Origin of the sequence: Enterobacter sp. D2, from assembly GCF_034427575.1 — a bacterium.
Lineage (GTDB): Bacteria > Pseudomonadota > Gammaproteobacteria > Enterobacterales > Enterobacteriaceae > Enterobacter > Enterobacter cloacae_M.
This window is the reverse complement of record NZ_JAXQPP010000002.1, coordinates 46,027-72,456: the sequence shown is the minus strand read 5'-3', so window position 1 is coordinate 72,456 and position 26,430 is coordinate 46,027. Positions and strand designations below refer to the sequence as shown.

At 54.8% G+C, this 26,430-nt stretch carries 21 protein-coding genes; 7 read left to right on the top strand and 14 right to left on the bottom strand.

The genetic code is table 11. The features are described from left to right. Nucleotides 1-76: 76 nt before the first annotated feature. Nucleotides 77-11,044 (bottom strand): BapA/Bap/LapF family large adhesin, encoded by a 10,968-nt coding sequence (locus SPG90_RS12505; protein WP_322408174.1) that lies wholly within the window; start codon nucleotides 11,042-11,044, stop codon nucleotides 77-79. 761 nt (nucleotides 11,045-11,805) lie between these two features. Between SPG90_RS12505 and SPG90_RS12500 the strand changes: the two genes are divergently transcribed. The 3 genes from SPG90_RS12500 to SPG90_RS12490 are packed head-to-tail and all read left to right on the top strand — an operon-like array spanning nucleotide 11,806 to nucleotide 13,659. Continuing rightward, complete coding sequence (locus tag SPG90_RS12500) at nucleotides 11,806-12,333, top strand: tetratricopeptide repeat protein (RefSeq protein WP_126303007.1); 528 nt, start codon at nucleotides 11,806-11,808, stop codon at nucleotides 12,331-12,333. Between the two features lie 7 nt (nucleotides 12,334-12,340). Further along, nucleotides 12,341-12,871 (top strand): RNA polymerase sigma factor, encoded by a 531-nt coding sequence (locus SPG90_RS12495; protein WP_126303006.1) that lies wholly within the window; start codon nucleotides 12,341-12,343, stop codon nucleotides 12,869-12,871. Then, entirely contained in the window at nucleotides 12,868-13,659 is a 792-nt protein-coding gene (locus tag SPG90_RS12490; RefSeq protein WP_126303005.1) for an anti-sigma factor family protein, read from the top strand. Before SPG90_RS12495 ends, SPG90_RS12490 begins: the two co-directional genes overlap by 4 nt. Here SPG90_RS12490 and SPG90_RS12485 read toward each other — a convergent pair. The 11 genes from SPG90_RS12485 to SPG90_RS12435 form a co-directional block, all read right to left on the bottom strand. After that, nucleotides 13,651-14,208, bottom strand: a complete 558-nt coding sequence (locus tag SPG90_RS12485; RefSeq protein WP_126303004.1) for a YceI family protein — start codon at nucleotides 14,206-14,208, stop codon at nucleotides 13,651-13,653. The genes SPG90_RS12490 and SPG90_RS12485 overlap by 9 nt on opposite strands. 68 nt (nucleotides 14,209-14,276) lie before the next feature. After that, entirely contained in the window at nucleotides 14,277-14,621 is a 345-nt protein-coding gene (locus tag SPG90_RS12480; RefSeq protein ID WP_059445677.1) for a cupin domain-containing protein, read from the bottom strand. Between the two features lie 87 nt (nucleotides 14,622-14,708). Next, nucleotides 14,709-15,065 (bottom strand): hypothetical protein, encoded by a 357-nt coding sequence (locus tag SPG90_RS12475; protein WP_023333137.1) that lies wholly within the window; start codon nucleotides 15,063-15,065, stop codon nucleotides 14,709-14,711. A gap of 620 nt (nucleotides 15,066-15,685) precedes the next feature. Next, the gene (locus tag SPG90_RS12470; protein WP_023480671.1) at nucleotides 15,686-16,015 is read right to left on the bottom strand and encodes a TA system toxin CbtA family protein; all 330 of its coding nucleotides are present in this window, start codon (nucleotides 16,013-16,015) and stop codon (nucleotides 15,686-15,688) included. A gap of 38 nt (nucleotides 16,016-16,053) precedes the next feature. Beyond that, entirely contained in the window at nucleotides 16,054-16,419 is a 366-nt protein-coding gene (locus tag SPG90_RS12465; RefSeq protein ID WP_181627784.1) for a type IV toxin-antitoxin system YeeU family antitoxin, read from the bottom strand. Between the two features lie 25 nt (nucleotides 16,420-16,444). Continuing rightward, nucleotides 16,445-16,666 (bottom strand): DUF987 domain-containing protein, encoded by a 222-nt coding sequence (locus tag SPG90_RS12460; protein ID WP_032680445.1) that lies wholly within the window; start codon nucleotides 16,664-16,666, stop codon nucleotides 16,445-16,447. Beyond that, nucleotides 16,663-17,205, bottom strand: a complete 543-nt coding sequence (gene radC / locus SPG90_RS12455) for a RadC family protein (RefSeq protein WP_205924646.1) — start codon at nucleotides 17,203-17,205, stop codon at nucleotides 16,663-16,665. The genes SPG90_RS12460 and radC overlap by 4 nt, the downstream gene beginning before the upstream one ends. Before the next feature lie 12 nt (nucleotides 17,206-17,217). After that, on the bottom strand, nucleotides 17,218-17,661 hold the full coding sequence (locus tag SPG90_RS12450; RefSeq protein WP_155024346.1) for an antirestriction protein: 444 nt from the start codon (nucleotides 17,659-17,661) through the stop codon (nucleotides 17,218-17,220). 31 nt (nucleotides 17,662-17,692) lie between these two features. Further along, the gene (locus SPG90_RS12445) at nucleotides 17,693-18,517 is read right to left on the bottom strand and encodes a DUF932 domain-containing protein (RefSeq protein ID WP_063963755.1); all 825 of its coding nucleotides are present in this window, start codon (nucleotides 18,515-18,517) and stop codon (nucleotides 17,693-17,695) included. A gap of 674 nt (nucleotides 18,518-19,191) precedes the next feature. Then, nucleotides 19,192-20,073, bottom strand: a complete 882-nt coding sequence (locus tag SPG90_RS12440) for a hypothetical protein (RefSeq protein WP_155024344.1) — start codon at nucleotides 20,071-20,073, stop codon at nucleotides 19,192-19,194. Between the two features lie 43 nt (nucleotides 20,074-20,116). Continuing rightward, on the bottom strand, nucleotides 20,117-20,530 hold the full coding sequence (locus tag SPG90_RS12435; RefSeq protein WP_322408173.1) for a hypothetical protein: 414 nt from the start codon (nucleotides 20,528-20,530) through the stop codon (nucleotides 20,117-20,119). A 601-nt stretch (nucleotides 20,531-21,131) separates the two neighbouring features. Here SPG90_RS12435 and SPG90_RS12430 point away from each other — a divergent pair. Further along, the gene (locus tag SPG90_RS12430) at nucleotides 21,132-21,755 is read left to right on the top strand and encodes an inovirus Gp2 family protein (protein WP_063963752.1); all 624 of its coding nucleotides are present in this window, start codon (nucleotides 21,132-21,134) and stop codon (nucleotides 21,753-21,755) included. Between the two features lie 352 nt (nucleotides 21,756-22,107). Here SPG90_RS12430 and SPG90_RS12425 read toward each other — a convergent pair whose 3' ends face one another. Further along, on the bottom strand, nucleotides 22,108-23,640 hold the full coding sequence (locus SPG90_RS12425) for a YfjI family protein (RefSeq protein WP_322408172.1): 1,533 nt from the start codon (nucleotides 23,638-23,640) through the stop codon (nucleotides 22,108-22,110). A gap of 148 nt (nucleotides 23,641-23,788) precedes the next feature. After that, a complete protein-coding gene (locus SPG90_RS12420) occupies nucleotides 23,789-24,001 on the bottom strand; it encodes a helix-turn-helix transcriptional regulator (protein ID WP_063963750.1) in 213 nt (70 codons plus the stop codon). Nucleotides 24,002-24,241: 240 nt separating this feature from the next. Between SPG90_RS12420 and SPG90_RS12415 the strand changes: the two genes are divergently transcribed. The 3 genes from SPG90_RS12415 (at nucleotide 24,242) to SPG90_RS12405 (ending at nucleotide 26,172) form a co-directional block, all read left to right on the top strand. Further along, the gene (locus tag SPG90_RS12415; protein ID WP_063963749.1) at nucleotides 24,242-24,505 is read left to right on the top strand and encodes an IS3 family transposase; all 264 of its coding nucleotides are present in this window, start codon (nucleotides 24,242-24,244) and stop codon (nucleotides 24,503-24,505) included. A 254-nt stretch (nucleotides 24,506-24,759) separates the two neighbouring features. Next, entirely contained in the window at nucleotides 24,760-25,362 is a 603-nt protein-coding gene (locus tag SPG90_RS12410) for a hypothetical protein (protein ID WP_205924651.1), read from the top strand. A gap of 84 nt (nucleotides 25,363-25,446) precedes the next feature. Further along, complete coding sequence (locus tag SPG90_RS12405; protein WP_322408171.1) at nucleotides 25,447-26,172, top strand: hypothetical protein; 726 nt, start codon at nucleotides 25,447-25,449, stop codon at nucleotides 26,170-26,172. Nucleotides 26,173-26,430 lie beyond the last annotated feature (258 nt).

Sequence of the window (26,430 nt, the reverse complement as noted above, 5' to 3'; positions counted from 1 at the left end):
GTCCCTATTAAAAAGAGTATGTCTTTATTATTTATGCCCGGGCGCTGTGCGCCCGGGTCATCTCTTGCAGGTGCTATCAGGTAATGATGTGTTGCTGGTTAACAAGCTCGTCGTATGTGGTCTGAACGTTATCAAGCGTAACGAGTGCAGTATTAGTGTAGGTGGACCCTGCACCATCACGGTCGATGGAGATCACAGTGTTGCTACCGCTTTGTGTGACATGGATATAATTCCCCAACGAGGCGGTATTACCATCCCAGCCCACCAGCAGATCGCCGATGTCGATTTTGTCCCCCTGCGCCAGCGAGAACCCGGTCCAGTGATCGCCCGCGGTGCTGCTGATGTTGCCCGCCGTGGCATTTCCCACCGTACTGTTCAGCACCTGATAAATCAGCGTATCGCCGTAGGCCGTACCGGTGATGGCGTCGTTATGCTCCGAGCTGATGAACTGCGGTGCCATATTGATGGTCAGCGTGGCGGTATCCGTGTTGCCGTTGGCATCGGTCAGGGTGTAGTTGAAGGTCTCCTTCGACGTCATGGTTGAGAGCGATACCCCGCTGTTGAGGGTATAGGTGTAATGACCGTCAGCGCCGATCGCCAGGATGCCGTAATGGCCGGTGATGTTCACCGTTGCGCTGCCGGTATATGGATCCAGCGTGGTGGTCACGCCGTTGTACCCGGTCACGCTCAGGCGGGTATCCACCGAGTGGAGCTGCTCCAGCACGCCGCCAGAGTCGGTGCCGTCAAAGATATTGCCGTTGACGGTGTGGCTGCCGGTGACGTCAAAATCACTCAGCGAGTAGGTGGTGCCGTTCACGCTTGGGGTGATGGTGATGGTCCCGACGCTCAGCCCCGGTACGCTACCGGTAAAGTTCAGCGTATAGGTCCCGGCGTTGAGATCCAGCCCGGTCAGCGGAACGTCGATACTGCCGCCCAGCAGCGAGGCGCCGCTGAAGGAACCGCTGCGGATCACGCCCGACCCGTCGCTGATGGACCAGTTCACCGTCAGTCCGCCCAGCGACAGCAGCGAGGCCACGTTAAAGTGCAGCGACGCGTTGTGCAGCGCGGTGTTCGCGTCGACCACGAAGGTTCCGCTGCCGGAGCCCTGGGTTGACGAGAGCAGCGCCGTCGTCCAGCTGGCGGTACCCACGGTGGTATCCGAGTAGACCGACGTGTGGTGCACCGAGGTGAGGTCCATCGTGGCGCTGACATCGTTCACCGCATCCATCGCCTGGGCTGTTGGGGTGATGTTGAGCGATGCCGTATCCTTCGAGCCGTCAGGCGCGGTAACGGTGTAGACGAAGGTGTCAGGCGTGCTGATATGGTCCGCCCCCACGCCGCTTCTCAGGGTGTAGGTGTACTGGCCGGACGAATTGATGGTCAGCGTGCCGTATTCCCCCTGAATATCGGTTGTTCCACTGCTGTTGACCGCCACGCCGTTCACTTCGGTGACCACCGTGCCCGCCGGAACAGGGTCATTCGCCAGCACGTCGCCCGTGGTGGTTTCGCTGATGCTCGCCACGCTGTAGACATGATCCTGCAGAACGCTCAGCGTGTAGCCCGTCAGGACGGCGATCCCCGATGCGGTATTGAGTAAGAACAGGTACTCCCCGGCCGGCAGATTCAGCGTCAGCTGAGATGAGGTGCCCCCCAGCAGCGGGGCGCGCAGCCAGCCCGACTCGACGCGAACCTGCTCGAAGGTCTGGGTGGCGTTGTTGAACTTATAGACGTACAGATCGAACACCGACGCCAGCGCCACGCCGCCCACGGAGGCCTGGATGGTCATGGTGCGGGTCGTGCCTTCCTCGACGTTGTAGATAATCGGGTTGGTCATGTCGTCCAGCAGGTTAAGCCCCAGCGTGCTGCCGAGATTAATGCCCACCAGGGTAAAACCGTTCTGAGACGAGGCGCCGTTATTAATCTCGCTCACGGTGGTGTCAAAGGTCAGCGAGGCCGTGTCGTCCACCGCCACAATGCCGTTGATTACCGTACCGGCACCCAGAGACAGCACCAGGTTTGCTGACGCGCTGACGCCGTTATGGGTAATGGTGTAGGTGAAGCTCTCCGTCCGGCCAATGACCGCGGCGCTGGTGTCGGTCAGGCTGTAGGTGTAGCTGCCGTCGCGGTTGATGGTCAGCGTACCGTACTGGCCCTGGATCACCGTGCCGTCGGCGTTCACGCTGGTGGTGACGCCCTGGGCGTTAGTGACCGCGGAGATAGTGGTTCCGGCCGGCGCGTTGTCGCTGCCGGCGGTCGGGTCCGTATCGAGGATCACGTTGCCGTTGAGGCTGGTTTCGCCCGTGACCGTACCCGGACCGGTCTCTTTCACCGCCACGTCGAGGCTGGTGTAGGAGCCGGTTGCCAGCAGGTTGGTGTTGTAGCTGAGCACGCGATAGTCGCCGTCAGCCAGCCCGGTCAGGTTCAGCGAGACGCCGGTTGCGCCGAGGGTCAGGAGATCGGCAAACTGCGGTTGGCCGGTGTCCACCACGGTGGTCCAGGCGCCGTTGACGTAATGCTGAACCACCAGCTCAAGGGTGTTGAGCAGAGAGAGCACCGCTCCCGTGGCGTTGGCGTTCACCACGATATCCGCGCTGCCGCCGCTGCCCACCGTGAAGTTGACCTGGGCCGTATCATTGCCCAGCAGCGTCAGGACGTTGCCGACGGCGCCGACCAGCAGGAAGCCGTAATCGCTGTACTGGCTGTTGGTCACGGTTGCAGTGGTGCTGAGGTTCAGCTCTTCGACGTTATTGCTGGCGGAGAGCGGCACTACCGGCGCAAGGGCGGAGCCCGGCAGCGAGGTGTTGCCCGCGGCATCGGTGGCGGTGATCTGCAGCGTCTGGCCTTCGGTCTGTTTGTTAATGAAAGTGTAGGTGTAGGTGCCGTTGCTGTCCGCAATGGCGGTCACCGTCGAGCCGTCCGCAAGGCGGATCGCGACGGTGCTGCCTGCTTCCGCAGTTCCGGTCAGGACGCTACCGTCGGCGTTGAAGGTTCCGGTTGGCGCCGTTGGGGCGGTCGTATCGACGATAATCGTCGTCACGGCTGACGCCACGCTGGTGTTGCCCGCCGCATCGGTGGCCGTGGCGGTGAAGTTATGCGTTCCTTGCGTCAGCGTGGTGGTTTGCGGCAGGGTCCAGTTTCCGCTGCCGTCGGCGGTCACCGTGCCCACCAGCGTGATGCCATCGTAGATCCGCACCGTGGCATTCGCTTCGGCGGTTCCGCTCAGCGTTGGGCGCGTGTCGTTGGTCGGATTTGTACCGGTCACCGGCCCGGTGACGCTGCCGACATCATCAATGACCGAGCTGATGACCGGTGCGCCCGGCGCGAGGGTATCGACGTTAATTACATACCCGGCGGTAGGCGCGCTCGCGTTGCCCACCGCATCGGTGGCGGTAAAGGTTAAATTGTGCGGACCGTTGCTCAGCGCCGGGGATGGCGTAAAGCTCCACGCCCCGCCGGTCGCCGTCACGCTGCCGATTTGTACGCCGTTATCGAAGATTTTCACCGTTGACCCGGCTTCCGCCGTGCCGCTAAGGGTTGGCTGCGCGTCGTTGGTGAACCCGCCGTTCGCCACCGGCGTCGCCGCATTGCCCACGTCATCCAGAATGCTGGTCAGCACCGGCAGCGCAGGCGGCGTGGTGTCGACGGTGAGGCTGAAGCTGGTGGAGGACACGCTGGTGTTGCCTGCCGCATCCGTCGCCTGCGCGGTGAAGCTGTGCGCGCCCGCTGTCAGCGTGGTGTTGAGCAAGATACTCCAGCTTCCGTTGCCATCCGCGGTGCCTGTTCCGACAAGGGTTGTTCCCTCATAGATGTTCACGGTGGCAAACGGTTCGCTGGTCCCGACAAGGCGCGGAACGGTATCGTCGGTTGTTTGCCCGGACGTGAGCGGGCCGGTGATGCTGCCCACGTCGTCTATCGCCTGGCTGATAACCGGTGCGTTCGGTGCCGCGGTATCAACAATCAGGGTAAAGCCCGGCGAGGTCGGGCTGACGTTGCCCGCTGCATCGGTGACCGTGGCGGTCCAGGTATGGCTGCCGCTGGCCAGCGGCGTTGACGGCGTAAAGCTCCATGCGCCGGTACCGTCCGCCTGAACGGTGCCGACCGGCTGGCCGTTCTCATACACGGTGACAGTGGCGTTTGCGGTGGCGGTGCCGTTCAGCGTCGGCGTGGTGTCGTCGGTGCTCTGCCCGGAAGAGAGCGGGGTTTGAATGCTGCCCACATTGTCACCCGCGGTCGAAATGACCGGCGCCGACGGCACGCCCGTATCCACCGTCAGGTTAAACGGTGCCGTTGCTGTGCCCACGTTGCCCGCCGCATCGGTGGCGTTGAAGGTAATGGCATGCGGTCCGTCGGGCAGATCGGTACCCGGGGTAAAGGTCCAGCTGCCCTGGGCATTGACCACGGCGGTGCCAATTTCGTTGCCATCAACAATCACGTGCACCGTAGAACCGACGTCGCCCGTGCCGCTGAAGGTTGGACGCGCGTCGTTGGTGCTGTTACCCGACGTGAGCGTCCCGGTGACCGGGCCGACATCGTCAATCACGCTGGTCACCACCGGCACGCCGGGGCCTGCGGTATCGACGGTGAAGGCGAAGACCGACGAGTTCGCCGAGGCGTTGCCCGCGGCATCCGTTGCGTACGCGCGCAGGGAGTAGCTGCCGTCGTCCAGCGGCGTGGTCGGGGTGAAGGACCAGTTGCCGGTTCCGTCGACAATCGCCGTACCCAACTGCGTACCGTTATTCATGATGTAGATGGTGCTGCCTGCCTGTCCGGTGCCGCTAATCGTCGGGGTGTTGTCGTTGGTCGCCTGCCCGCTGGTCAGGTTGCCCGTGACGCCGCCAGGGACGTTATCACTCACCGTATCCAGCGTTGGAACCGTCGGCGCCGTCAGGTCAACCACCACGCTCCATGGGGCTGAGATTGCGCTGACGTTGCCCAGCGGGTCGGTCGCCCGAACGGTGAAGCTGTGCGAGCCTTCGACAAGCGCGGTATCAGGGGTAAACGTCCATGCGCCGGTGCCGTCAGCCGTCACCACGGCAATCTGGGTGCCGCCGTCGAAAATGGTCACCACGCTGTTTGCATCCGCTGTCCCCGAAAGGGTTGGCGTGGCGTCGTTCGTTTCGCTGCCGCTAACTACCGTGGTGGCGGCGTTACCGACGTTATCCGTGACGTTGGTGATAACCGGCGTGGCGGAAACGGAGTCCACCACGACGGTGAAGCCCGCCGAAGGACCGCTCTGGTTCCCCGCCGGATCGGTCTCGCGGATGGTCAGGACGTTATTACCCTCTGCAAGAACGGGCGTGGTGTAGCTCCAGGTGCCGGTGTTGCCGACCTCCACGCTGCCCAGCAGCACGCCGTTGTTGTAGATGGAGATGGTATCGCCCACCGCGCCGGTGCCGGTGAGGGTCGGCTGGTTGTCGTTGGTGATCTGGCCGCTGGTCAGCGGGCCGGTGCCCGGACCGACGTCGTCAATCACCGCGCCGATAGCTGGCGTGCCCGGTGCGGTAAGGTCGACGGTGACGCTGGCCGCCGGAGAGCGGCCGCTGGTCTGGCCGTTGAGGGTCGCGGTCACCTCAAAGGTGTGCAGCCCCTCGTCAAGCGCGGCTGGCGTATAGCTCCAGTTGCCGCTGCCGTCGGCAGTCACCGTTGTTAATGGCGTCGTGCTACCGTCCTGATAGATAGTAATCACGCTGCCCGCTTCGGCCGTACCGGTAAGCGTTGGCGTGGTGTCGTTGGTAGTTTTGCCTTTCACATCGCCGGTGACCGGATCCGCGTCATCGACAATCGCCGTGATGACGGGCACCTGTGGCAGGTCGAGCGGTGAATCGGTAACGATAAAGGATGCGCCAGGGCTGGCATTTCCTGCGGCATCGGTGGCGGTCACGGTCAGCGTGGTCGGATCCAGCTGCGCCGGACTCAGCGCAATCGAGAAGCTGCCGTCGCTGGCGGCAACGCCGCTACCAATGACGGTCCCACCGCTATCTTTCACGGTAATGGTACTTCCTGCCTCGGCGTTACCGGTCAGCGGCGTTCCTTCCTGAGCCAGTGCCATGTTGATCGGGTCGGCAGGCGCGGCGGTATCCACCGTCACGCTCAGCGGTGCTGAATCACCGGAGGAGTTACCCGCTGGATCGCTGGAAGAGACTGTGAACGTATGAGGACCATCCGGCAGCGTCGTGTCGGCAGTCCAGCTCCAGGTGCCGCCCGGCTGGACCGTCACCAGCACTGTAGATGGCGTGCCGTCTACGGAAACGATAACGGTGGTGCCGGGTTCACCGGTCCCGGTAAGGGTTGGCGTGCCGTCCTTCGTGTAGAGCACGTTATTAGACAGCTGGCTGTCAGCTACAGTACTAATGACGGGGATCTCTGGCGCAACGATATCGAGGGTGACGGTAAAGACGGAACTCGGCGCGCTAAGGTTGCCAGCCGCATCCACACCCGCAACGGTGATATTCAGCGGACCGTCCGTTTGCGTTGGAAGCGTCAGGCTCCATTCCCCGTTAGCCACCACGACACGGCCCACTTCGACGCCGTTGTTGTAGACGATCACCGTCTCACCGTTGACGCCGGTTCCGCCCACTGTCGGTGTGGTATCCGTGATGTAGCCACCGTTCGGCTCACCGCCCACTGCACTAATCACCGGCGTATCCGGCGCCAGGGTGTCCACGATGATCGTAATCGCTGGAGACGGGTCAGAGACGTTACCCGCCTCATCGGTGGCGGTGGCGGTATAGACGTGGTTGCCCTCCCCAATATTACTGTCAGGACGCCAGCTCCAGTTGCCGCTGCTGTCTACCGTGACGGTGCCCACGACGGTCGGTGTTCCGTTAACGGTATCAGTGATGTTGATGACGTCGTTCGGCGTGCCGGTGCCGCTCAGGACCGGGCGCGGATCGTTGGTGGTTCCGCCATCGGGAACGGGGCCGGTGATTTGTGTAACGCTGTCGGTGACGGTCGGTGCCGCAGGCGTAGCCGGCGCTTCGGTATCAATGGTGATGGTTACCGGTTGCGACGGGGCGCTTTCGTTGCCCGTGCCGTCCACGTTGGTAACGGTCAGGGTAATGTCATAGGTGCCGCCAGGCAGCGGGGTTGATGGCGTCCAGGTCCAGTTGCCGGTGTTGTCCACGACGGCGTCGCCGATTTTGACGCCGTTGTTGTAGATCGTCACGGTATCGCCCGCCGTGCCGGTACCGCTCAGGGTCGGCGTGGTGTCGCGAGTAGTTTCGCCCGGGTTCAACGGTGTTTCTGTTCCGTCAGGATTGACGGTGATTGCCGGGATGTCCGGCGTGGCTGGCGGAACGGTATCTACCGTCAGTTCAAACGGCGTTGAGATAGTGGTATTGCCGGCGGCATCCGTGGCGTGAACCGTCAGCGAATGCGGGCCGTCGGTGAGCGGGGTAACGGGCGTAAAGCTCCAGCCTCCGCTGCCGTCAAGGGTGGCGGTGCCGAGCAGGGTGGCACCGTCATAGACGGTGATCACCGCATCAGCCGGGGCGGTGCCCTGCAGCAGCGGCGTGGTGTCATCCGTGGTATCGCCGCTGCTAAGCGTGCCCTGAACGCCGCCGACGTCATCGGTCACGGTTGCGATGGTTGCCGCCGCTGGCGGCGTGGTATCGACGGTCAGGGTGAATCCGCTTGACGGCTGGCTGGTGTTACCCGCCGTATCGGTGGCGACGACGGTAAAGGTATGAGGCCCTTCGCCAAGCTGCGTGGTAAGGGTATAGGTCCAGGTGCCGCTGCCGTCGACCGGGATCGTAATAAGATCGCTGCCATCAAGGCGAATGGTGACGGTTGAGCCCGGTTCAGCCGTGCCGTTGAGCGTTGGCATGGTGTCGTTGGTACTGTCGCCAGAAGTGAGCGCGCCGAGGCGCTCCGGCACATCGTCCAGCACCTGGGTAATGACCGGGGCGGCTGGCGCGACGCTGTCAATCGTTAGAGTCCAGGTGTTGGAGACGGGGCTGGTGTTGCCCGCCGCGTCAGTTGCGACGGCGGTCAGGGTATGTGGACCTTCAGCGATCGGGGTGTCAGGGGTAAAGATCCACGCGCCAAGACCATTGGCGACGGTCGTACCAATAGCAACACCGTCCACGCGGAGGGTGACCGTCGCGTTTGGTTCGGCGGTACCGCTGAGCGTCGGGGTGGCATCGTTGGTGGTCTCATTAATATCGAGCGAGCCGGTACGCCCGGGAACATCGTCCACGACTTGTGAAATCACCGGGGCGCCAGGCGCCGTCCCGTCGACGTTAATTGTCCACGAGTCTGATAACCCGCTCGGGTTACCGGCGGGATCCGTCGCCGTTGCCATCAGCACGTACGTGCCATCGGTCAGCGGTGAGGGCGGCGTAAAGCTCCACTGGCCGGAGGAGGATACAACCACCGTACCGAGGACATCGCTGCCGTTATAAATCGTGATGGTCGAGCCCGCTTCGCCCGTTCCGTTCACGGTCGGGGCTCGGTCATTGGTGAGGCCGTTCTGGCCCACGGGACCGGTGGTGGCCTGCACGTCATCAATCACCGACACGATAACTGGCGTCTGCGGTGGGGTAATATCCGGTGCTGCCGCGGAGGTGGTTGGACTGGTGTTGCCGGCCGTGTCGGTAGCGTCAGCGGTCAGGATTTCACTGTTAACTTTTGGTGGGGTCAGCGTCAGGCTGAAGTTACCCTGACTGTCGGCAACAGCTGTGCCAAGGATGACGTTGCCTTCACGAATGGTCACCGTGCTGCCAGCTTCTGCGATGCCGCTGATGGTGCCGCCATCATTCGACACCACGAGATTACCCGGATCAAGCGGTGGCGTGGTGTCCACTACCAGTGCGAACGGGCTGGAGATACTGGTATTGCCTGCGGCATCCGTGGCGTGAACCGTCAGCGAATGCAGGCCGTCGGTGAGTGGAGTTGTTGGCGTAAAGCTCCAGCCGCCGCTGCCGTCAAGGGTGGCGGTGCCGAGCAGGGTTGCGCCATCATAGACGGTGATTACCGCATCAGCCGGGGCGGTGCCCTGCAGCAGCGGTTTGGTGTCATCCGTGGTATCGCCGCTGCTAAGCGGACCCTGAACGCCGCCGACATCATCGGTCACTGTAGCGATAGTCGCTGCCGGTGGCGGAGTAATATCGACGGTCAGGGTGAAGCCCTCCGACGGAAGGCTGGTGTTACCCGCCGTATCGGTAGCAACGGCGGTAAAAGTGTGAGTGCCCTCGACAAGCGGCGTGGTGGGCGTATAAGACCACTGGCCGTTGCTGTCGGTTAGCACTGTGCCAATATCAGTTCCGTTCAGACGGATAGTAACGGTTGAACCCGGTTCAGCTGTGCCGGTGAGCGTCGGCGTCGTGTCGTTAGTGAGGCCATTCTGGTCCACGGGGCCGGTGGTGGCCTGCACGTCATCAATCACCGACACGATAACTGGCATCTGCGGCGAGGTAATATCCGGCGACGCCGCGGAGGTTGTTGGTCCCGTGTTGCCCGCCGTGTCTGTGGCGTCAGCGGTCAGGATTTCACCGTTAACTTTTGGCGGGGTCAGCGTCAGGCTGAAGTTACCCTGGCTGTCGGCAACCACCGTGCCAAGGGTGATATCGCCTTCACGGATGGTCACCGTGCTGCCAGCTTCCGCGATGCCGCTGATGGTGCCGCCATCATTCGACACCACGAGATTACCCGGGGCAGACGGCGGCGTGGTGTCCACGGTGAAGATGACAGGCTCTGAGGCCACGCTCAGGTTTCCGGCGGCATCGGTTTCAGTGACGGTTATGGAGTGTGTCCCGTCCGGGAGCGGACCGTTCGGCGTGACGCTCCAGGTGCCGTTGGGCTGAACCGTTGTGGTGCCAACCACCACGCCGTTATCGTAAATGGTGATGGTTCCGCCGGGCTCGCCGGTTCCCGCCAGGAGCGGCAGTGAAGCATCGGTAAGCGCGCCCGACGTGATGGTTCCCCTGATAACGCCCGTATCGTCGGTCAGCACAATCGCGGTCGGCGCGTCCGGCGGAGTAAGATCCACCGTCAGGGTAAACACCGGTGAGGCAGGCCCGGTGTTGCCCGCGGCGTCGGTTGCCCGCACGGTAATCTGATGAGTGCTTTCACTCAGGTCAACCGACGGGGTAAAGGTCCAGGTGCCGTTGCTGGCGACGACCGCCGTACCAATAGCGACTCCGCCGTCATAAATCGTCACTGTCGAGCCCGCTTCGCCGGTACCGGTAAGCTGCGGACGCTGATCGTTGGTGCTGCCGCCGTTGCTGACGGTCCCCGTCTGCGGAGCAACATCGTCCGTTACGCTGGTGATTGCTGGCGCATCGGGCGCGGTGGTATCCGGTGCGTTGAGCGTTGTGCCCGGGCTGGTATTCCCGGCGTTATCCGTCGCGGTGGCAGTCACCTGCTCGCCGTTGGTCAACGGTGTGCCGAGAGAGACGGTAAAGCTGCCGTCGCTGCCCGTTTTTCCTGATCCAATAACATTCCCGTTCGCGTCTTTCAGCGTGATGGTACTGCCGGGTTCGGCGGTACCGGTGACGGTTTTACCGTCTGAAGAGAACTTAAGGCCGGAAGGCGCGTTCGGCGGCGTTGTATCCGGATCGGCAGGATCGACGGGTGTGTTGGGGTTGGGGCTATTATTATTGCCGTCATCTCCACCGCCGCCGCCGCCACCGGTGCTTGCCGCCGCCGCGATGCCGCCCGCTGCGACAATGCCGCCCAGAGCCCATGGCCAGATGGCGGCACCACCGGCATCACTCCCGGAAGAGGCAAGCAGCACATCCGTTGAGGCGATAGATTCGTACGTGGCGGCTCCGGTCGGATCTTCAATCCACCATAATGCGCCCTGGCTGTCCTGCAGTACCAGCTGGCTCACGCCCTGCGCGTCCGTGACGTAGAAGTTTTTAAGGGTGATCACCTCGCCGGAGTGCAGCGTAACCAGTAGATCGTTACCATTTCGCGCGAAGTGGGAGACGCTCGCTCGCTCGACATGAAGCTCAACGATAGAGGAATGGCTCAGCGTAACCTGTGTGCCTTCCGTGGTCGTTTCCACGCCAGTAAGTTTCGATATAACAGAGATTTGGCTCATTTAGGCATTACTCCAGCAGATGTATCATGAACGGCGAGCAAGACGAGCCATCTCTGCAGAAGGTAAAGGGCGCCCCCGGCGCAGTCGCTGTTATCAAGCAGCACTGACCGTTGTTTTTAGCGCGCACGATGCCCGCCAGAATTCAGAGTGGCAACATCAGAGCGAATCTAATGACTTATAAACAGAACAGTTGTTATGGGTGTTTTGTGTCTTATAAAACCCTGTAATTAATAGAGGAATTATTTTCAAGAATATAAAAATGATATAGACAGAAAACGATGGTTGTGCAAATTAAGCTTTCGTAAATAAGTACCAAAACAATGAAGAGGGCATTAATACATTGGGTTTGTTAATAATTTAACTAGCTTAACTGTTTGTTTTTTTATGATTTTAATTTTGTCTTGCGATGTTGCTTTTAAATATGATTTACGCAGTATGATAATTGGTAGGAGACATTTTTAATATACTGTAAAACGTTATTGTTTAAGCGCGCTTAATATGCATTTAAGTTAGGGTGACGTTTTTGATATAAGATATATTATATCACCTGTACGAAGAAATATATTCTTATGCGAGGTTAAAATTCTGCTATCACGCGAAAATAATAGCGTTAAGGAAAGGGTAAAATAACCTGATTAATTTCCATTGGGGCTACGACATCAGCATGATTTTGCGACAACAATAAAATTATGGGGAGAATGAATAAAAAGCGTCAGTCGGGCGTTTACTGACGTCACTCCCTTCTTACCCTGGAGCTTTATATGAACACGTCCTCGTTCCGTTTGATCCCGGTGCTGATTTTTTCCCTGCTGTCCCCCCTGGTGCTGGCAATGGGCAATAATAGTACCGAGAGCAAAACGCCCGATTGTCCTTCCGGACAGGTGTATGACAGCGCCACCCAGAAATGCGTGCCGTACAAGAGCAGCAGCCTCAGCGACCAGGACAAAACCAACTATGCGTACCATCTCGCGAAGAAAGGCGAGTACCAGGCGGCGCTCAACCTGCTTGATTCGCTGAAAAATGGCAATACGGCTGAAGCGTGGAACTATCGCGGGTTCGCCACGCGCAAGCTTGGCCGCACGGACGAAGGGATTGGTTACTACCAGCGCGCGCTGGCTATCGCACCGGATTATGCCAAAGCCCGGGAATATCTCGGTGAAGCGTGGATGGTAAAAGGACGTCCTGACCTCGCGAAAGAACAGCTGAAGGTGATTGCCGGTATTTGTGGCCAGTCCTGCGAGGAGTACCGTGACCTGCAGGCCGCTATCAACGGACATCCGGAATCCTGATTTTCTCGTGGAGGGGAAACACATCGCTACCAGTGAGGTTCGTCAACAGTTAGCCGCACACCTGCCGCGTCTCTGGCGCTATGGGCTGGTGCTGTCGCGAAACAGGGATATCGCCGAAGAGCTGGTTCAGTCCACCTGCGTGCGTGCGCTTGAACGGGGCAGCCAGTATACGCCGGGCACGCGCATCGACAGGTGGCTGTTCGCGATACTTCACTCTATCTGGATCTCTGAGCTTCGGGCCCGACACGTGCGTCAGGGGCAGGGATTTGTGGCCAGCGACGAGCTTCTGGCGCCGGATACCCGCGAACAGGATGAGACGCGCCTGCATTACATGAAGGTGATGCAGCGCGTTAACGCGCTGCCTGAAGCCCAGCGCAACGCGGTATTTTTGGTTTATGTCGAAGGCTTTACCTACCAGGAGGCGGCGGAGACCCTGGCGGTGCCTATCGGTACCGTGATGAGCCGGCTGGCGACGGCGCGGGTTCGGCTTGCCAGGTCCGCTGACGCACTGCCTCCGGTAAAGGAGAAACGCTCTTGAACTCGCACCGTTTTGCACCGCCCTATAACGACGACGCTATCGTGGCATGGATAGATGGCGAGATGTGCCGCGCCGACGCGCAGCAATTTGAAGAACAGTTGAAAAGGGACGAACGCCTCTCCGGACGAACCGCCGAACTGATGAAAAGCAGCCAGGATTTCGCCGGGGCGTTTGCCCCCCTGCTGGATGAGGCACCTCTGGAGACAATGCAGGCGCGTCTGGCGGCGCTTCCCGATCCACAATCCTCCACGCCGGCTGGCGTCAGCAGGCGGGCGCTGATTGCCGCATCGGTCAGCTTTTTGATGGTCGGATCCGGGCTGGGCTATCTGCTTCGGCCCGCTTCCGCGCCAGCGGATGAGAATGCCCATATTCGCGACCTCGAAGCGCAATATATGTCCCTGTACAGCGTCGAGACGCTGCTGGATATGGACAGCGCAACGCCGGTCCTGCTGCGCGGGCTGGAACGGGCCGCGCAGGACATCGGCATCAAGCTGCGCATGTCGCAGCTTGTCCTGCAGGGAGCAGAGCTGAAAATGGTGCGAATGCTGCGCTATGAAACCACCTCGATCGCGCAGATTGCCTGGATCAACGCCGACTACGGCCCGATGGCGCTCTGTATCTCTCCTGTAGATGAGAAGACGATGGCCTCTCTGCGCCAGGAGCAGCGGCACGGCATGAACCTGGCGTGGTGGCAGGAGGCGGGCTACCAGTTTGTCCTGATTGGCCGAAACCCGCCGTCTCACCTGCGGGGAAACGCGGAGCAGCTACAGCGGCTCATCTCAGGATGACGGCACGTCGTTTGTCTTAATCGCAATGGCGATGGCAATACGATCGTCCACGACCAGCGCAAACTTATCCATCCCGTAGGACGCGCGCGAGATCGCCGTCGTGGCATCCAGCGTAAGGGCCTGCGCGTGCGGGTCTATCACGACGGCCTCCAGGATCACCGGGCGGGCAATGTTTCGCACGGTCAGCGTGCCGAACACCCTGAACCGCCCGTCGCCCTGGGTGACCACGCGAGAGCTGATGAACTCGATAGTCGGGTAGCGCTCGGATTCAAAAAACATGTCGCTTTTCAGCTGCCAGGTGAGCAGCTTGTTTGAGGCTACGAGAGTCGCTACGGGAATGGTGACGTGAATATGGTCGTCGACGTCATTTTCCGGATTGAGCGTCACGGCGCCCGTCACGCCGCTGAACGTCGCCCAGGAGAGGATGCCGCCGAAGGCATGCCAGGATAGCCGAATGGTGGTGTTGTTGGTGTCGATGATGTAGCTCTTCGGGGCAGCCATCGCCCACGGACAAACCAAAACAAGCACTATTACCAGGCGTCGCAGCATCTCAGGATCTCTTTTAGGGGGGCAGGGAGTAAACGCGTCACCCCCGGGATCTATTCGGCTTTTATGCGTCAGGCTGTTTTAATGATATCCACCGAGATTTCGACGGCGGTCACCGGGCCCCGGTTTTCCAGCCAGTGGACCGTATTATGATCTTCCGGCCAGCCGACGCCGGGACCGTAATCGGTGGCGATACCGTTACGATGATCGGTGATGGTCCCCTCAAGGATAAAAACGGTACCGGGGCGATCGATATGATCGTGCACCGGACCAAAGACCGCACCGGGGGCGAGCGTCACCCTGCGCATGCGAAGCTGACGCCCGTCCATGCCTGCGATCTCCGGGCCCAAATCGACAATGGAGAGTATTTCAACGGTTACGCCCTGGGTTTCTGGTGCGGTGTCTTTGTGGCTCATGACGGTGCCCTCCTGAGACAAGTTTAGCCTTCAGGGAGCAGGGCGGGAGGGAATAAAAAAGGCCGCGTCTGCGGCCTTTCGAAGGGATTACTCAGTGACTTTCTTTTCCAGCTCGCTGGCACCTTCTTTGGTTTTGTTCCAGCCTTTCTCTGCGCCTTCTTTGGTGGCATCCCACCCTTTCTCGGTGCCTTCTTTGGTTTTATGCCAGGCTTTCTGGGAATCTTCGCTGACCTTGCTGCCCAGGCTCTCGCTTTTGCCTTCCGCAGCATGCTTCTGTTTCAGCTTCAGCTCTTCACCTTTGTTCTGCTCTTCGTGCAGTTTTTGCTTAGCCTCGTTGGCGTTTGCGTTCGCCGCCGCGACGGTATCGTCAGTTGCATGTGTGGTCGCAGCAAATACTGGGGAAGCCAGCAGAACGGCAGATAATGCGATAATTGTTTTTTTCATAATATCCTCATTTAACGTTATCGGTTATGAGCGTGATTCAGCATGGCACAGGCGAAACGGGATGGCTTTAGGAAAAAACTGTAATGAGATCAATGTGCCCTGATGAGGGATATTTCGCCTGAGGATTATCCAAAGGATAAAAAGCTTATTTCAGCAAGGGCGGCGAGGGTCAGGAGAATGAAGATAATAACGGTTATGGGTCTGTACATGGTGGGGTTCCTTCCGGGTTGGGCGGCTATTCCGTAGCGCTGGGTGGTGTGGGTAATTTTGCACAGGAGAAGGGGGAAGGGGGTTGATGTTTGTCAAAGGGATGGATGGAACTGTAGGAATGGGGCACAAAAAAGCCCGCAGGGCTTGCGCCGTGCGGGCTCTTAGGACTTCATCGGATGACTCTGGTAATCACCGATGGAGAATTTTGGTGGGCTGGCGGAGTCTGAATTGGTTTTATAACTATTTGTTTTATATGTGCTAATAATCAATTCAATTTTTATTTTGGTCCCATTGTTGGTCCTAAAAGAAAATGTCAGGTTTTTTGCAGGGGAGGGGAGGTTACAGCAGGAGTCTCTTCGTCTGTGAGATTAGCATTTTGCTTTCCTTTAGTCTGCTCTGTATTTAAGCGTTTATTTCACGTTAGTTTTTAGCAAGCCGGTAGAGCGCCTTGCTCGCAGAATATCCACTACGGAAATATACGGGGTTTGTTCTTGCCACGAAAATCCCTTCCGGTCGATACGGACAAGCCCGTATCTTTCTACCAGAAAGTTCACCGCATCGCTGAGCGATACTCCAGCATCAATATGTTCTCGTATGGTGGTTTCATTACTGAACGGTGTGTCATTCAGCGTCAGGCCATAGTGCTGCGACAACAGATGAGTTAGCAGGCACTGCCAGATTTCAATGGGTGACAGGCAGGGCTGAGCCGCCTGCGTCGGGTGTGATGATAAGGTTTGCATGATGTTTACTCTATGATGTTTAGGGAATAAGTGGTGAGTTAATGCGGCTCAGTCTGCTCAGGATAGATAGCAATGTAGACATAGCCACAGGAGCCGAGTGTGTCGGCTTCGCAGGTGAGTCCGTTGTGGTAAAGCGTGACGCAGTGCTGGTAGCGGGGATTGAGCTCGCTGCTAATCAGCATCAACTCCAGTTGTTTGAGCATCAACGGAAAGGCCTGGTCGAGGCGCAATGCATCGTTGTCACTGAAAGCACCGTTAAACCCGGCGCGGTCAGCGAGAAAATGCACCCGATTGCCTTCCTGTACCAGACGAGCCCCAAAACAGGGGGTAATAGCACGTTTAAGTCCCCACAGCTGGCAGGCGGGACTCTCCGGCTTAGTACCGGATTCGGAGTGATTGTTCATTATTGTTCCTGATAAAAGGGAAGGATTAATTGAGAGTGACGCTACGAAGAATCACATAGGGACCATTGCGGTCCTGACGACGTTCAGCAAACACGGCCAGAACGCCACGTATGTCCTGAACTTCCCGGCCAGCATAATGGCAGATACTGCCAGACCATTTATATTTGCCGGTACAGAAGCGAAACAGCCGGGAGCCTGGATGCTGTCGGTACAAGGCCATTGCCTGGCGTTTACTGATGATTTTCATATCCACCCTCGCTCCGCAAACGACACAATACCATCCTGGCCGACAATCAGATGATCGAGCGTTTTCACATCAACGAGCGCCAATACTTCTTTTAGCCTGCCCGTAATATTGCGGTCGCATTGGCTGGGCTCCGGATCACCGGATGGATGGTTATGCGCCAGCACGGCAGCTGCAGCATTTAAGCGAAGTGCTGACTTCACTACTTCGCGGGGATGGACCTGGACATGGTTAACTGAACCGGCAAACAGCGTTTCGCTCTCCAGTAAACGATGCTGATTATCAAGATAGAGCACCATAAACACTTCCCGTTCTTGTCCTGCCAGCTGTAACCGAAGCCAGTCACGGGCAGCAGCACTTGAGGTAAAAGATATACCGGGCTGACGCAGATATTTATCCAGCAGATTGATAGCCCGGCGAATGGTCTGTTGGGCATAGGGTGTCAATCCGGAAGTCGCGGGAAGTAGGCAACCATGTTGAGCCATAACCGACAGCGGAAAGAGTTCAGGCTGTGATGACAATGGGGATAACGCGGTACTCATGCTTGGCTCTCCTCAGTCGATGAGATGCATAATGGAGTTGCACTCTGGATGGTTCAGCGCGAAGTCGCGTAAGCGATAATAGTGCTCAGTCATCGCATCACACTCGGTGCGACAGGCGTGGTGACTGTATGTCATCAGACAGGCGACTATTCCTGCTGCTTCACTGGTGAGTTCTGCTCCATTGCCGTTCATGCTGTTAAACAATGCCCACTTTTCATCATCCTCCGACTCAGGAGACATAAAAACGCCACCGTTGCTGAGCGTCGAAAAGTTCCAGATACCGCCGTGATAGTCAGTGCACAGGCGGTCCATCCAGGCAAAGATTCGGGGTTCAAGGGTTATCCATTGCGGGATGGAGCCAAAATGTTTCGGCCAGAAGCCAATGCGTAACTCATCAGGGACCACTGAGGCGGTAATTGCTGTCAGCTCAGCGAACTGATGATTTTGTGTATCCATTAAATTATCTCCCTTATGCCGGAACTGTTGTTTAACGCCCGAAAAATTCGAGCATGTTTTCTGCCATAACCCACAGGGCGCGATTGAGCTTCACATCGCCATCAATACCGGTAACTGCACGTGTGCGGCTGCTTTTCCCCTGAGCGGTTCGCCCTGACAATCCACCTTTCATCAGGTTCTCCTGCACGCGCTGGTATACGGTCCACAGGTCATCGCTGTAGTCCTCCCGGCGACGTGGGGTCAGCAACTGCGATACCGTGACTGGCTGGTGGTCCTCACCGAATCGATACTTCAGTGCGGCATTCGCCAGTGCATGACGAGCCGGGGCTGGCAGCGCCAGCGACTGCATCGCTTCGCGTTTCTCCTCCACCCGGTCAAAGACCCCGAGCACTTCGTAAGCCCCTTCAATCACCTTCTCGACGACATTGCCTTTATGCGGTACCCGAACTTCGCCGAATGACTGACCACAGACCAGTCCGTTGGTACAGACTCCACGAAACAGCCCCGGCAGCATCTGGTAGCTTGATGAGCCGTCATGGCTGTTAAGCAAAATGATTTCCGGCACCTGATGGCCGGTCAGTTGTCCGGCGCGACGCAGGCGAAGCATATGCTTGGTGTGCTCCCGCTTGCTCTGGTCGCGAACTTTTGTCTGGCAGGCAAAGAACGGCTCAAAGCCGTCACGCTGCAGGCTTTCGAGGATGGTGATGGTCGGGATGTAGGTGTACCTGTCTGAACGAGATTCATGCTTGTCAGTCCCGAACACGCTGGGCACATGACTCATCAGTTCTTCGTGGGTCAGAGGCCGGTCACGGCGTATCTGGTTTATACGGCCAAAGCGGCTGGCTAAACGGGTCATAACTAGTTCCTTAAATAGACAGAAAAAGCCACTCCGGAGAGTGGCGTGGTCGAAAGATAAAATGTCCAGGGTGAAGCTGGTGGCTATGTCTCATTGTCTTGAGACGGGAGTAAAGTGGGGGACGTGTAATCCCAGATTTGACGTAAACGTACAAGGATAATAGGCAGATGCTGCCTCAAAAAACGGAGGTACTGTTCCTGGGGATACCTTCGTCGGATGAATGAGGGAAAATGCCGGTATGCTTTACTGCATACAGAAAAAGCAAATGCGTCATCCCTGAGCCTTGCCTCTGCCAGCACCGCCAGATCATGGATAACAATACGCCTGACTAATTGTTTGTATGTTTTGCCAGGGTTTTTTATCAGGGGAGGAGTGTCTTCTGGTCCCGTCTCAGGTGCACATTTGGCTTTGCCAGGTAGCGAACCCCTCAGACCAGAGTGGCGAGTTTTTTTATCAGCGTTACCAGGCACAGTGTAGTCAGGCTGGCCCCTATCGTCTGACACACGACAGACTTGCTTCGCAGAAGCGTTATTCCGGCGACGCAGAAGACTACAGGCCAGGTAAGACCGGGTGATGTGGTCAGGGGAGTTTTATCATCTTGAAGGTGATTAGCTTTCATGGGAATTCCATAATGACCGGTATAGAAGAATGTCTATACCGGGTCAGGTGAGTGATTAAGGGAGATCGGCAGTCGCTATTTCTTCAGAGGTATTGGTGGTACCGCTGTAAACGCTCACGTATTCATTGACCGGATAGATAACCACAGCGTTCTTTTTCGGATTAAATGTGCACCCGTTGACACCTGTGATCGCAGCAGTTTTCCCTGTGCTGATATTTTTAACGGTGAGTCTGCTGTCAGAACAGTTGTTGCTTCGGGAAAAGTGAACCGCATATCCATCCTGCTCAGCGACAATTTCGTCAGCGGGTACTTTATTCTGAGTTTTATTGGGCACCGTCTCAGAACGGTGAGCGCTGCTGTATGGCACATACTGTGCGGAGTCGTTGCGCAGGGTGGGTGGATCATTTTTCAGGCTCAGATAGACCGGGCAGTCAGATGCACCCACCCCACAGCTTTTGTCGAATATTGTGCGTGACGGCCAGCCTTGGGTGCCAATGTAAGCTGCACCGGTTTCATCCAGACAGTAGGTTTCCTCCCATGAATAATTCTTGTTGGTGCCCGGCATATTACGGGAAGTGATAAGGCAGGTCAGGGCCTTAACGGGTTTACTGTCGTAGCGGATAAAGTTTTCTTCAAGCGGCGATGCGGCATAAAGCAAAGGCGAAATATTCGCTGCAGCGGCCATTCTTTGCGCCTCAACAGCGAAGCCTGCTTTATTGTTGAGCTTGACGCTCACTGCAGCATCGTTCATATCGCGCAGCATTTCGCCGCCTTCCTCTGTCAGAAAGAACGTGTAACGTCCGTGGTGTATATTTCCGGGGATAACCACTGCAGAGCTTAAAGCGGGAAATAGCAGAGCTGAAATGACGGTGAGTCGTGAAATTAGTGCCTTCATTTTTACATCCTGAATCGTGAGTTGTGAAGTTTTCGCAATCATCGATAACCCAGTGAGTCTTTATGACCAGGGCCTCTCATGAGCCTTAATGGCTGATACAGTCCTGCCAGCTCAGGTCATTCAACGCTTCGCGCAACCCCGCGGTTTTAAAGGTTCCCGGAAGGGACTTATCTTTCATCGTGATCTCTATCTTCTGCTGATCATTGGTATTTTTGAGCGCAATAAAGGCCGTTTCGCCCGTAGCGTATGAGGTTGCGTTAATGCTTATACCGGTGGCTGAGGCCCGATAGTCCTTTGCAGGCACACTGTAGTAGAGGGTCATATGCTCGTCTGAGCAGGTCAGCGTCAGGCGCTCTCCGGTGGCATTGTCGGTGCTAATTTCAAACTCCATGGCATTGATGTAGCCATACCAGTCACCCCACTGTTGTTCGGGAGTGACGGCCTGTGCAGCAGTCGCTGTCAGCGATGAGCAGAGAAAAAGAACTGTGCGAATGTTCAATTAAATCTTTCCTTTAATGTGTGATTTATATGGTGAAAGGCCACTTCCCGGCATGCAGGAAGCAGCCTGATCGTATGCATTCGTGGTCTGTTGGGATAATCGTTAATACAGATCGGTTATCAGAAATTGATCGTTATTATCTATTGTAAAAAACGATCGATTCATCATCAATTGATAGTTGTTGGCTATCATTGTGTAAGCATCGATCGGCATGACAGATCAATAAGCCATAGAGAGGGAATCTGAGTCTTTTGCCATTCGCTTAAGTGATATAGGTACGAAAATATCTGCAATATAAATTTAAGTAAATTTGGATTCAAACATCCGTAATAATAAGAACTTTCACCTTCCCACATGCACCTAACTTCAGAGTGATTATTGACTATATTATGTAAGTTAATTGTCTGAAGTTAATGATTCTTTCTTCTATAGCAAAAATATCTATTAGTTAATGTTGCATGTCTGATTGGTATTAAAATAATAAAGATGGGCTAATACTGCCACAGCAATAGTATTGATTATTGTTCTGTATATGAACTTAAATGTATTAATTAACTCTCTATCCTAATTATATTGAGATGAATAACACAAGGATTAAAGTATGAGCAACGATATGGGTTATAATCAGCATCACATTAAACGCATTCATGAAACGCTGCAGAATTCCTTACGTGAATACCCAAGGACGTTTATCCTGAATATTATCCTGAGGTTTCCTGATGCCAATTACGAAAGTTATAAAACAGATCATCAATTGATAACCCGCTTTATTGAGTCGTTAAAATCACAGATTAAATTCACGCAGAAGAGAAAGATAAAACAGGGAAAGCGAGTTCATCTCAGTAGAGTTCGCTATGTATGGGCCAGAGAGTTTGGTGAAAAAAAGGGGAAGAAACATTATCATGTGGCATTGATACTGAATAACGATGCCTGGTACGCAGCTGGTACCTATTATCCGAAGCAGGGACAATACGTTCACTGCCTGGGATTGATGATTATGGATGCATGGATCAGAGCTTTAAAACTGCACGCGCAGCAGGATTATCAAAATAAATATTATCCCCTGATAGAGTTTGTACATGAAGGTGATTTTAATCTTAATTCCAATGGCGAACATTTCACCTGGCATTACGATACTATCATGAGAAGACTGTCTTATCTGGCTAAGCGCTTTAGCAAAGATAATTCAGACGAACACAGAAATTTTGGTTGCAGCCAGTACTGAATTATTAAGAGGCCCAATCAAAACCACAATCAGAAACGACTGTAGCAGCGTTGTAGCGACACAGGCGATAACACGAGGCAACATTTCTGAGCTGTAGTGCTACATCGCCAGGGTGTAGTGAAGTGAATCCGCCTGTTCCGAGTTGAACGATTTGTGAGCAAAAGAGCATGTTTCATTTGTGGGTGCTTTCCAGAATGCCGCTACAGTTCGCTACAGTAGCGGTTGTAGCAGAGGAGCAATGTATCACTGTGTATTTTTCAGATGGATAAGGCTCGCGATCTCCTCCGGACCACGAGCCTGTGTATTGTTGTGTTATCCAAAATAGTGCTCAGGTATGAGGTAGCTATTCTGGCTAAGCAGGGTTCTGAGGTGAAGGCGGCTGTTTATCATCATAAAATGGCATATAGCGACCATCGTTCATGAGCCAGGTAATATAAATAGCCGGATTCTCAGGAGATTTAACCATGTATGCGAAAGTACCTGTAGTCATGATGGCATTCAGCAACGGTTCCAGTTTTTCGCTGCGGCGAAATTTGTTCGGCCCATATTTAATGACATCGTTCTTTTTAAACGGAAAGCCGTTAGTGGACCTGAATTTATGATGGATCCACTGGGTTAGTATTTGCACGTCTTGCTGGAATTTATACTCATCCGTGAATTGATAAAACCAGACTGCGGTATGGTTGAGATACCAGTTCACTATCGCTGATGCTCGCGAAATAACATCAGTAGTAATAATATCATCCTCCTGGTTGGTTAAGTAATTCAGCAGCGCAGCGATACGCAACACATTCGTACTGGCTTTCAGTACCATGGGTTTGATATATGACCAGGCACCACCCGGGAATGTGTATCTCAGCCAGTTCTCACGCATCGTCTCCCAGTGGACTTCTGCTTCAGGTGAAAGCTTGAGAACCTTTTTCTTACCTTCACCAGAATAAATTTGTTTTAGCTGCTGCCCGAGTAATTTTCCAATCAGGTCGTGAAAGCAGGTTAAAGCATTTTCATCACGGTATGCGGTATCCGGACGATAATGGTGGCTCATCACACAGGAACTCAGCATGGTGTTCGGGGTGATATTTGAAAAGAGGAAGCGGGATAAAAAACCGCTCTCTAATGCTTTATCACCATCCTTTTTCATGTAATCGAAAAAAAGCGAAGGCTGTAACATTAAGGACACCGTCAGCGTCGGTTTAAAGCTCTGGGTGGCACGCTGATGACGATTATGCTCATACATATCGCCATCCCAGGCTTTGTTGAAGAACGCCAGATTATCTTTAAGACGAGCGTCAAAGAAGTTGCTGGCTTCATCAGAAATCAGACCTGCGCACGGATACTCATTCAGGCCAGCGATGAGCGCGGCAAGCGAGGTGTCATTGTAGACCAGCGTGGGTAGCACTGGTCTGACGGGTTCAACCGATGCGTGAGATTTCAGGGCTGCCTGGGCCTCGTCTGTACACTGGTCTTTTTTAACTGCATCGCGCAGCTTACTTTCCAGCGCCTTTAAACTGGTTTTCCATACGACATAATCTTCGCGCCAGACAGCCTGGTTAACCCGATGTGATTCGGCCAATTCAGCCCTGAAAGCATCAAAGGGCTTCATTACCTGTTTGCTGACGGACGATTTGCCCGTCCCTGAATCAGCGAGCGTCAGGATGTTGAGTGAACAATGCTCCTCTATGTCCGTGTAAGGATTGAGTACATTGATATGCGAATGGCAGGCTAATGATACTGCCGCTAAAACAGCGTTCACGACCAGTACAGTCGGTACTTTTCCACCATCCTGAAGGTAGTTGATGGTATTTTGCATTATCAATGGCAATGCATCAACGGGGAAGGGATTGGCAGAATTAACCAGTGGAAGTGCAGGGGGTAAATATGACATTTCAATTTCCTTTTTTCAATCCAAATAACGCAGGGATGACATCACCGATGCGACTAACCCTGCCGGGTAAGTGCATGCGGTGGCTTTATTAAGTGGTGTGTTATTTAAGTCGGTTATTCAGCCGTTAGCTGAGAAAAGACGGGATGCGTCAGGGCATAACGGGCCTGCGCTGCAAAACCCACTCGTCCAGTTCGGATTCTATCCAGCCAACCGACTGTTTACCGAGAGGATAGGGCTTCGGGAACGCCGGGTCATGACGTGGCGATTTGGCATTGAGCCAGTCATAGATGGTCGATCTGGCGATCCCGAGCTTGTTAACCACTGCAGCGATACGCAGCACTTTCACGTTTGAAGTGGACATCTTTGTTTGCTCCTTCTTAGCTTCTTTAAGACGACGTCAATCTAACTTTCGAAGCCTGACGTAAAAATGCTGCTACTGGATTTGGTCGTGCTATATGGAGTTGGTTTTGAATTTATATATTTAATTGATTGATATTATTATTATTTTTTTAATAAGCTATTTTTTGGTGAATTAGTGTTCATGCGTTAAAGTAATAGACAGTTATAACCCATTTTTAATGGCTTCTGGGCAGGGAAAATCATGAGTGGAAAACGGTACTCTGAAGAATTCAGGGCAGAGGTGGTCAGGCTGGTGACTGAGGATAAACAGGCTGTTCCGGCCATAGCGGCAAAGCTTGGCATTACGACCCACAGCCTGTATGCCTGGTTAAAAAAATCAGGACATCACACTTCTTCCCAGCCTGACGCAGAAATCCGCAGGCTTAAAAGAGCACTCAAACGTGTGACTGAAGAACGCGATGTTTTAAAAAAAGCCCAGGCGTACTTAACTGTCCGGTCAGAGTAAAGTACGCCTTTATTTGTGAGCATGCTGAAGTCTGGCCCGTTCGCCTTCTGGTCCGGCTACTGGATGTTCATCCCAGTGGCTATTATGCATGGCTGAAGCAACCTAAAACTCTTCACGACGCTGAAGAGCACCGGCTGCGCGATCTAGTCCGCGACCTGTGGCAGAAATCCGGAGGTGAATATGGTTATCGGCAAATTTTTGAGATTCTTCGCGACACCGGGGAGGTATGCAGTCTGGGCAGCGCCCGGGCTCTGTTGAAGTCTGTCAAAGCCGAAGCGCAATCCGGCATCATTGAACCTTTGTCTCCGGCAGGGTCCTCGGTTATCCCAATCACAAATAATATTCAACCTCCTTTGCCAAATCTGCGCTGGGTAGTTGGCGTCTCTGCTATCCCGACGGAGGAGGGCAGTGTCAATCTTGGAATTATCATTGATGCTTTCTCTGGCAAAATTATCCGGTGGGGTTTGCATGACAGTGATGTCAGGGAACTTCAATTAGTTTTGCTACAGGGATTATTAATCGGTCGTCAGGTTCAGCAGAAATTACTTATTCATTTCGACAGTGCCACCCGTTATACACACAAGGAATGGCGTCATGCATTGAGGCTCATTGACCCGGAAAGGAAGATAAGCAGGCGGGGACCCTGTAGTAGTCATCAGCATATCGCGTCTTTTTTTCATTGGCTGCAGACTGAGAAAATTGGTGAACCAACACCCGAAACGGCTAAAGAACTTCAGAATCAGCTGTTTAACTTCATTAATGAATTTAACAGCCTGCAAAGATCAGAAAGTACGCTTAATCCGCTACTGTATCGAATATCGGATCTAACTTATGGCGGCTTTGATGGCGTACTATGACGTAATGAGAGTGAGCGGATAACGTCACAATCAAAGGTGACATAGTAAGGCTAACTCATTGATAATTTGTGGAGAATAAGCCAAGTGGAAAAAGATGTCGGGATCAACTACGAAGAAGATTATCAGGCGTTATGCAAGAAGTATGAGCTTAAGTTCAACCAAATGAACGATAGGGATAATCTGTCGCAGGATGAAGTTGATTCCGTAAATGCATCCGGACGTCATTGGGCTTCAGATTTTCTTCGACGATACGGAGAGAATGACATTGCAAGCTATTATGAAGGGGCACTTGCTAATGAGTTTGAACAAATTTGTCGGCAGGCCGATCGCGATAAAACTATGTTCGGTGATATGGATATCGCAGTCGCTCTGTATACGCTTGGTCAAATCTTCAGGGCGCAGGGCAGAGTCAGAGAGGCCTGCCGGTACCTGACAATAGCGTGCGGTTATCTCGAATTGAACAGAGATTTATCTATGTTGTTTAACATGGCGATGAGTGATGAAGTAAACAGAGAGAAAGAGCAAAAGAAAAAAGAGGCAAGTAAAGCTGAGCCTGGAAGAAGACGAAATTTTGAACTGGTTCGTCAAAAGGTCATTCAGCTTTTGGAAACAACGGAACGACCCGAGCAAGGATGGCAAAGGAATACGTTAGCCTTCAAGGCCATCGACGAAGCCTTATGGCAGTTTATAGAAGAAGAAGGCATTGGCCTAGATTATGGTGAACTTCGTTCACGAGTTTTGCGTTGGTCACGAGAGAGGGACAATGTTCGTGAGGCATTTGCGAGAGTCGTTGCTCAGAAGAAAAAATGAAATTTTTCTTTCTCCTAGATCCCATTGGCAGACTCATACCCAATGGGGTAAGGGAGGATGCAGCCGTTTGCTAACATGCCTGATGTACTTTTATACGCAGTCATCCGTTAACCACATCTTGGGTATCTTACGGGTAAAATATTTAACTAACTGTTTTAAAAATTAAAACAGCTGGCAAGCTTTGGTTATGTTTGGGTTTTAGGACTCGCAATATAGTTGTATTATTTTCAGACTAATCCCCTTCACTGTTCCATTGCC

Bases quoted from the DNA above. Each gene is read 5' to 3' on its own strand.
- SPG90_RS12505 (WP_322408174.1), bottom strand. From the start codon at position 11,044: ATGAGCCAAATCTCTGTTATATCGAAACTTACTGGCGTGGAAACGACC.
- SPG90_RS12500 (WP_126303007.1), top strand. From the start codon at position 11,806: ATGAACACGTCCTCGTTCCGTTTGATCCCGGTGCTGATTTTTTCCCTG.
- SPG90_RS12485 (WP_126303004.1), bottom strand. From the start codon at position 14,208: ATGCTGCGACGCCTGGTAATAGTGCTTGTTTTGGTTTGTCCGTGGGCG.
- SPG90_RS12480 (WP_059445677.1), bottom strand. From the start codon at position 14,621: ATGAGCCACAAAGACACCGCACCAGAAACCCAGGGCGTAACCGTTGAA.
- SPG90_RS12475 (WP_023333137.1), bottom strand. From the start codon at position 15,065: ATGAAAAAAACAATTATCGCATTATCTGCCGTTCTGCTGGCTTCCCCA.
- SPG90_RS12470 (WP_023480671.1), bottom strand. From the start codon at position 16,015: ATGCAAACCTTATCATCACACCCGACGCAGGCGGCTCAGCCCTGCCTG.
- SPG90_RS12465 (WP_181627784.1), bottom strand. From the start codon at position 16,419: ATGAACAATCACTCCGAATCCGGTACTAAGCCGGAGAGTCCCGCCTGC.
- SPG90_RS12460 (WP_032680445.1), bottom strand. From the start codon at position 16,666: ATGAAAATCATCAGTAAACGCCAGGCAATGGCCTTGTACCGACAGCAT.
- radC (WP_205924646.1), bottom strand. From the start codon at position 17,205: ATGAGTACCGCGTTATCCCCATTGTCATCACAGCCTGAACTCTTTCCG.
- SPG90_RS12450 (WP_155024346.1), bottom strand. From the start codon at position 17,661: ATGGATACACAAAATCATCAGTTCGCTGAGCTGACAGCAATTACCGCC.
- SPG90_RS12445 (WP_063963755.1), bottom strand. From the start codon at position 18,517: ATGACCCGTTTAGCCAGCCGCTTTGGCCGTATAAACCAGATACGCCGT.
- SPG90_RS12440 (WP_155024344.1), bottom strand. From the start codon at position 20,073: ATGATTGCGAAAACTTCACAACTCACGATTCAGGATGTAAAAATGAAG.
- SPG90_RS12430 (WP_063963752.1), top strand. From the start codon at position 21,132: ATGAGCAACGATATGGGTTATAATCAGCATCACATTAAACGCATTCAT.
- SPG90_RS12425 (WP_322408172.1), bottom strand. From the start codon at position 23,640: ATGTCATATTTACCCCCTGCACTTCCACTGGTTAATTCTGCCAATCCC.
- SPG90_RS12420 (WP_063963750.1), bottom strand. From the start codon at position 24,001: ATGTCCACTTCAAACGTGAAAGTGCTGCGTATCGCTGCAGTGGTTAAC.
- SPG90_RS12415 (WP_063963749.1), top strand. From the start codon at position 24,242: ATGAGTGGAAAACGGTACTCTGAAGAATTCAGGGCAGAGGTGGTCAGG.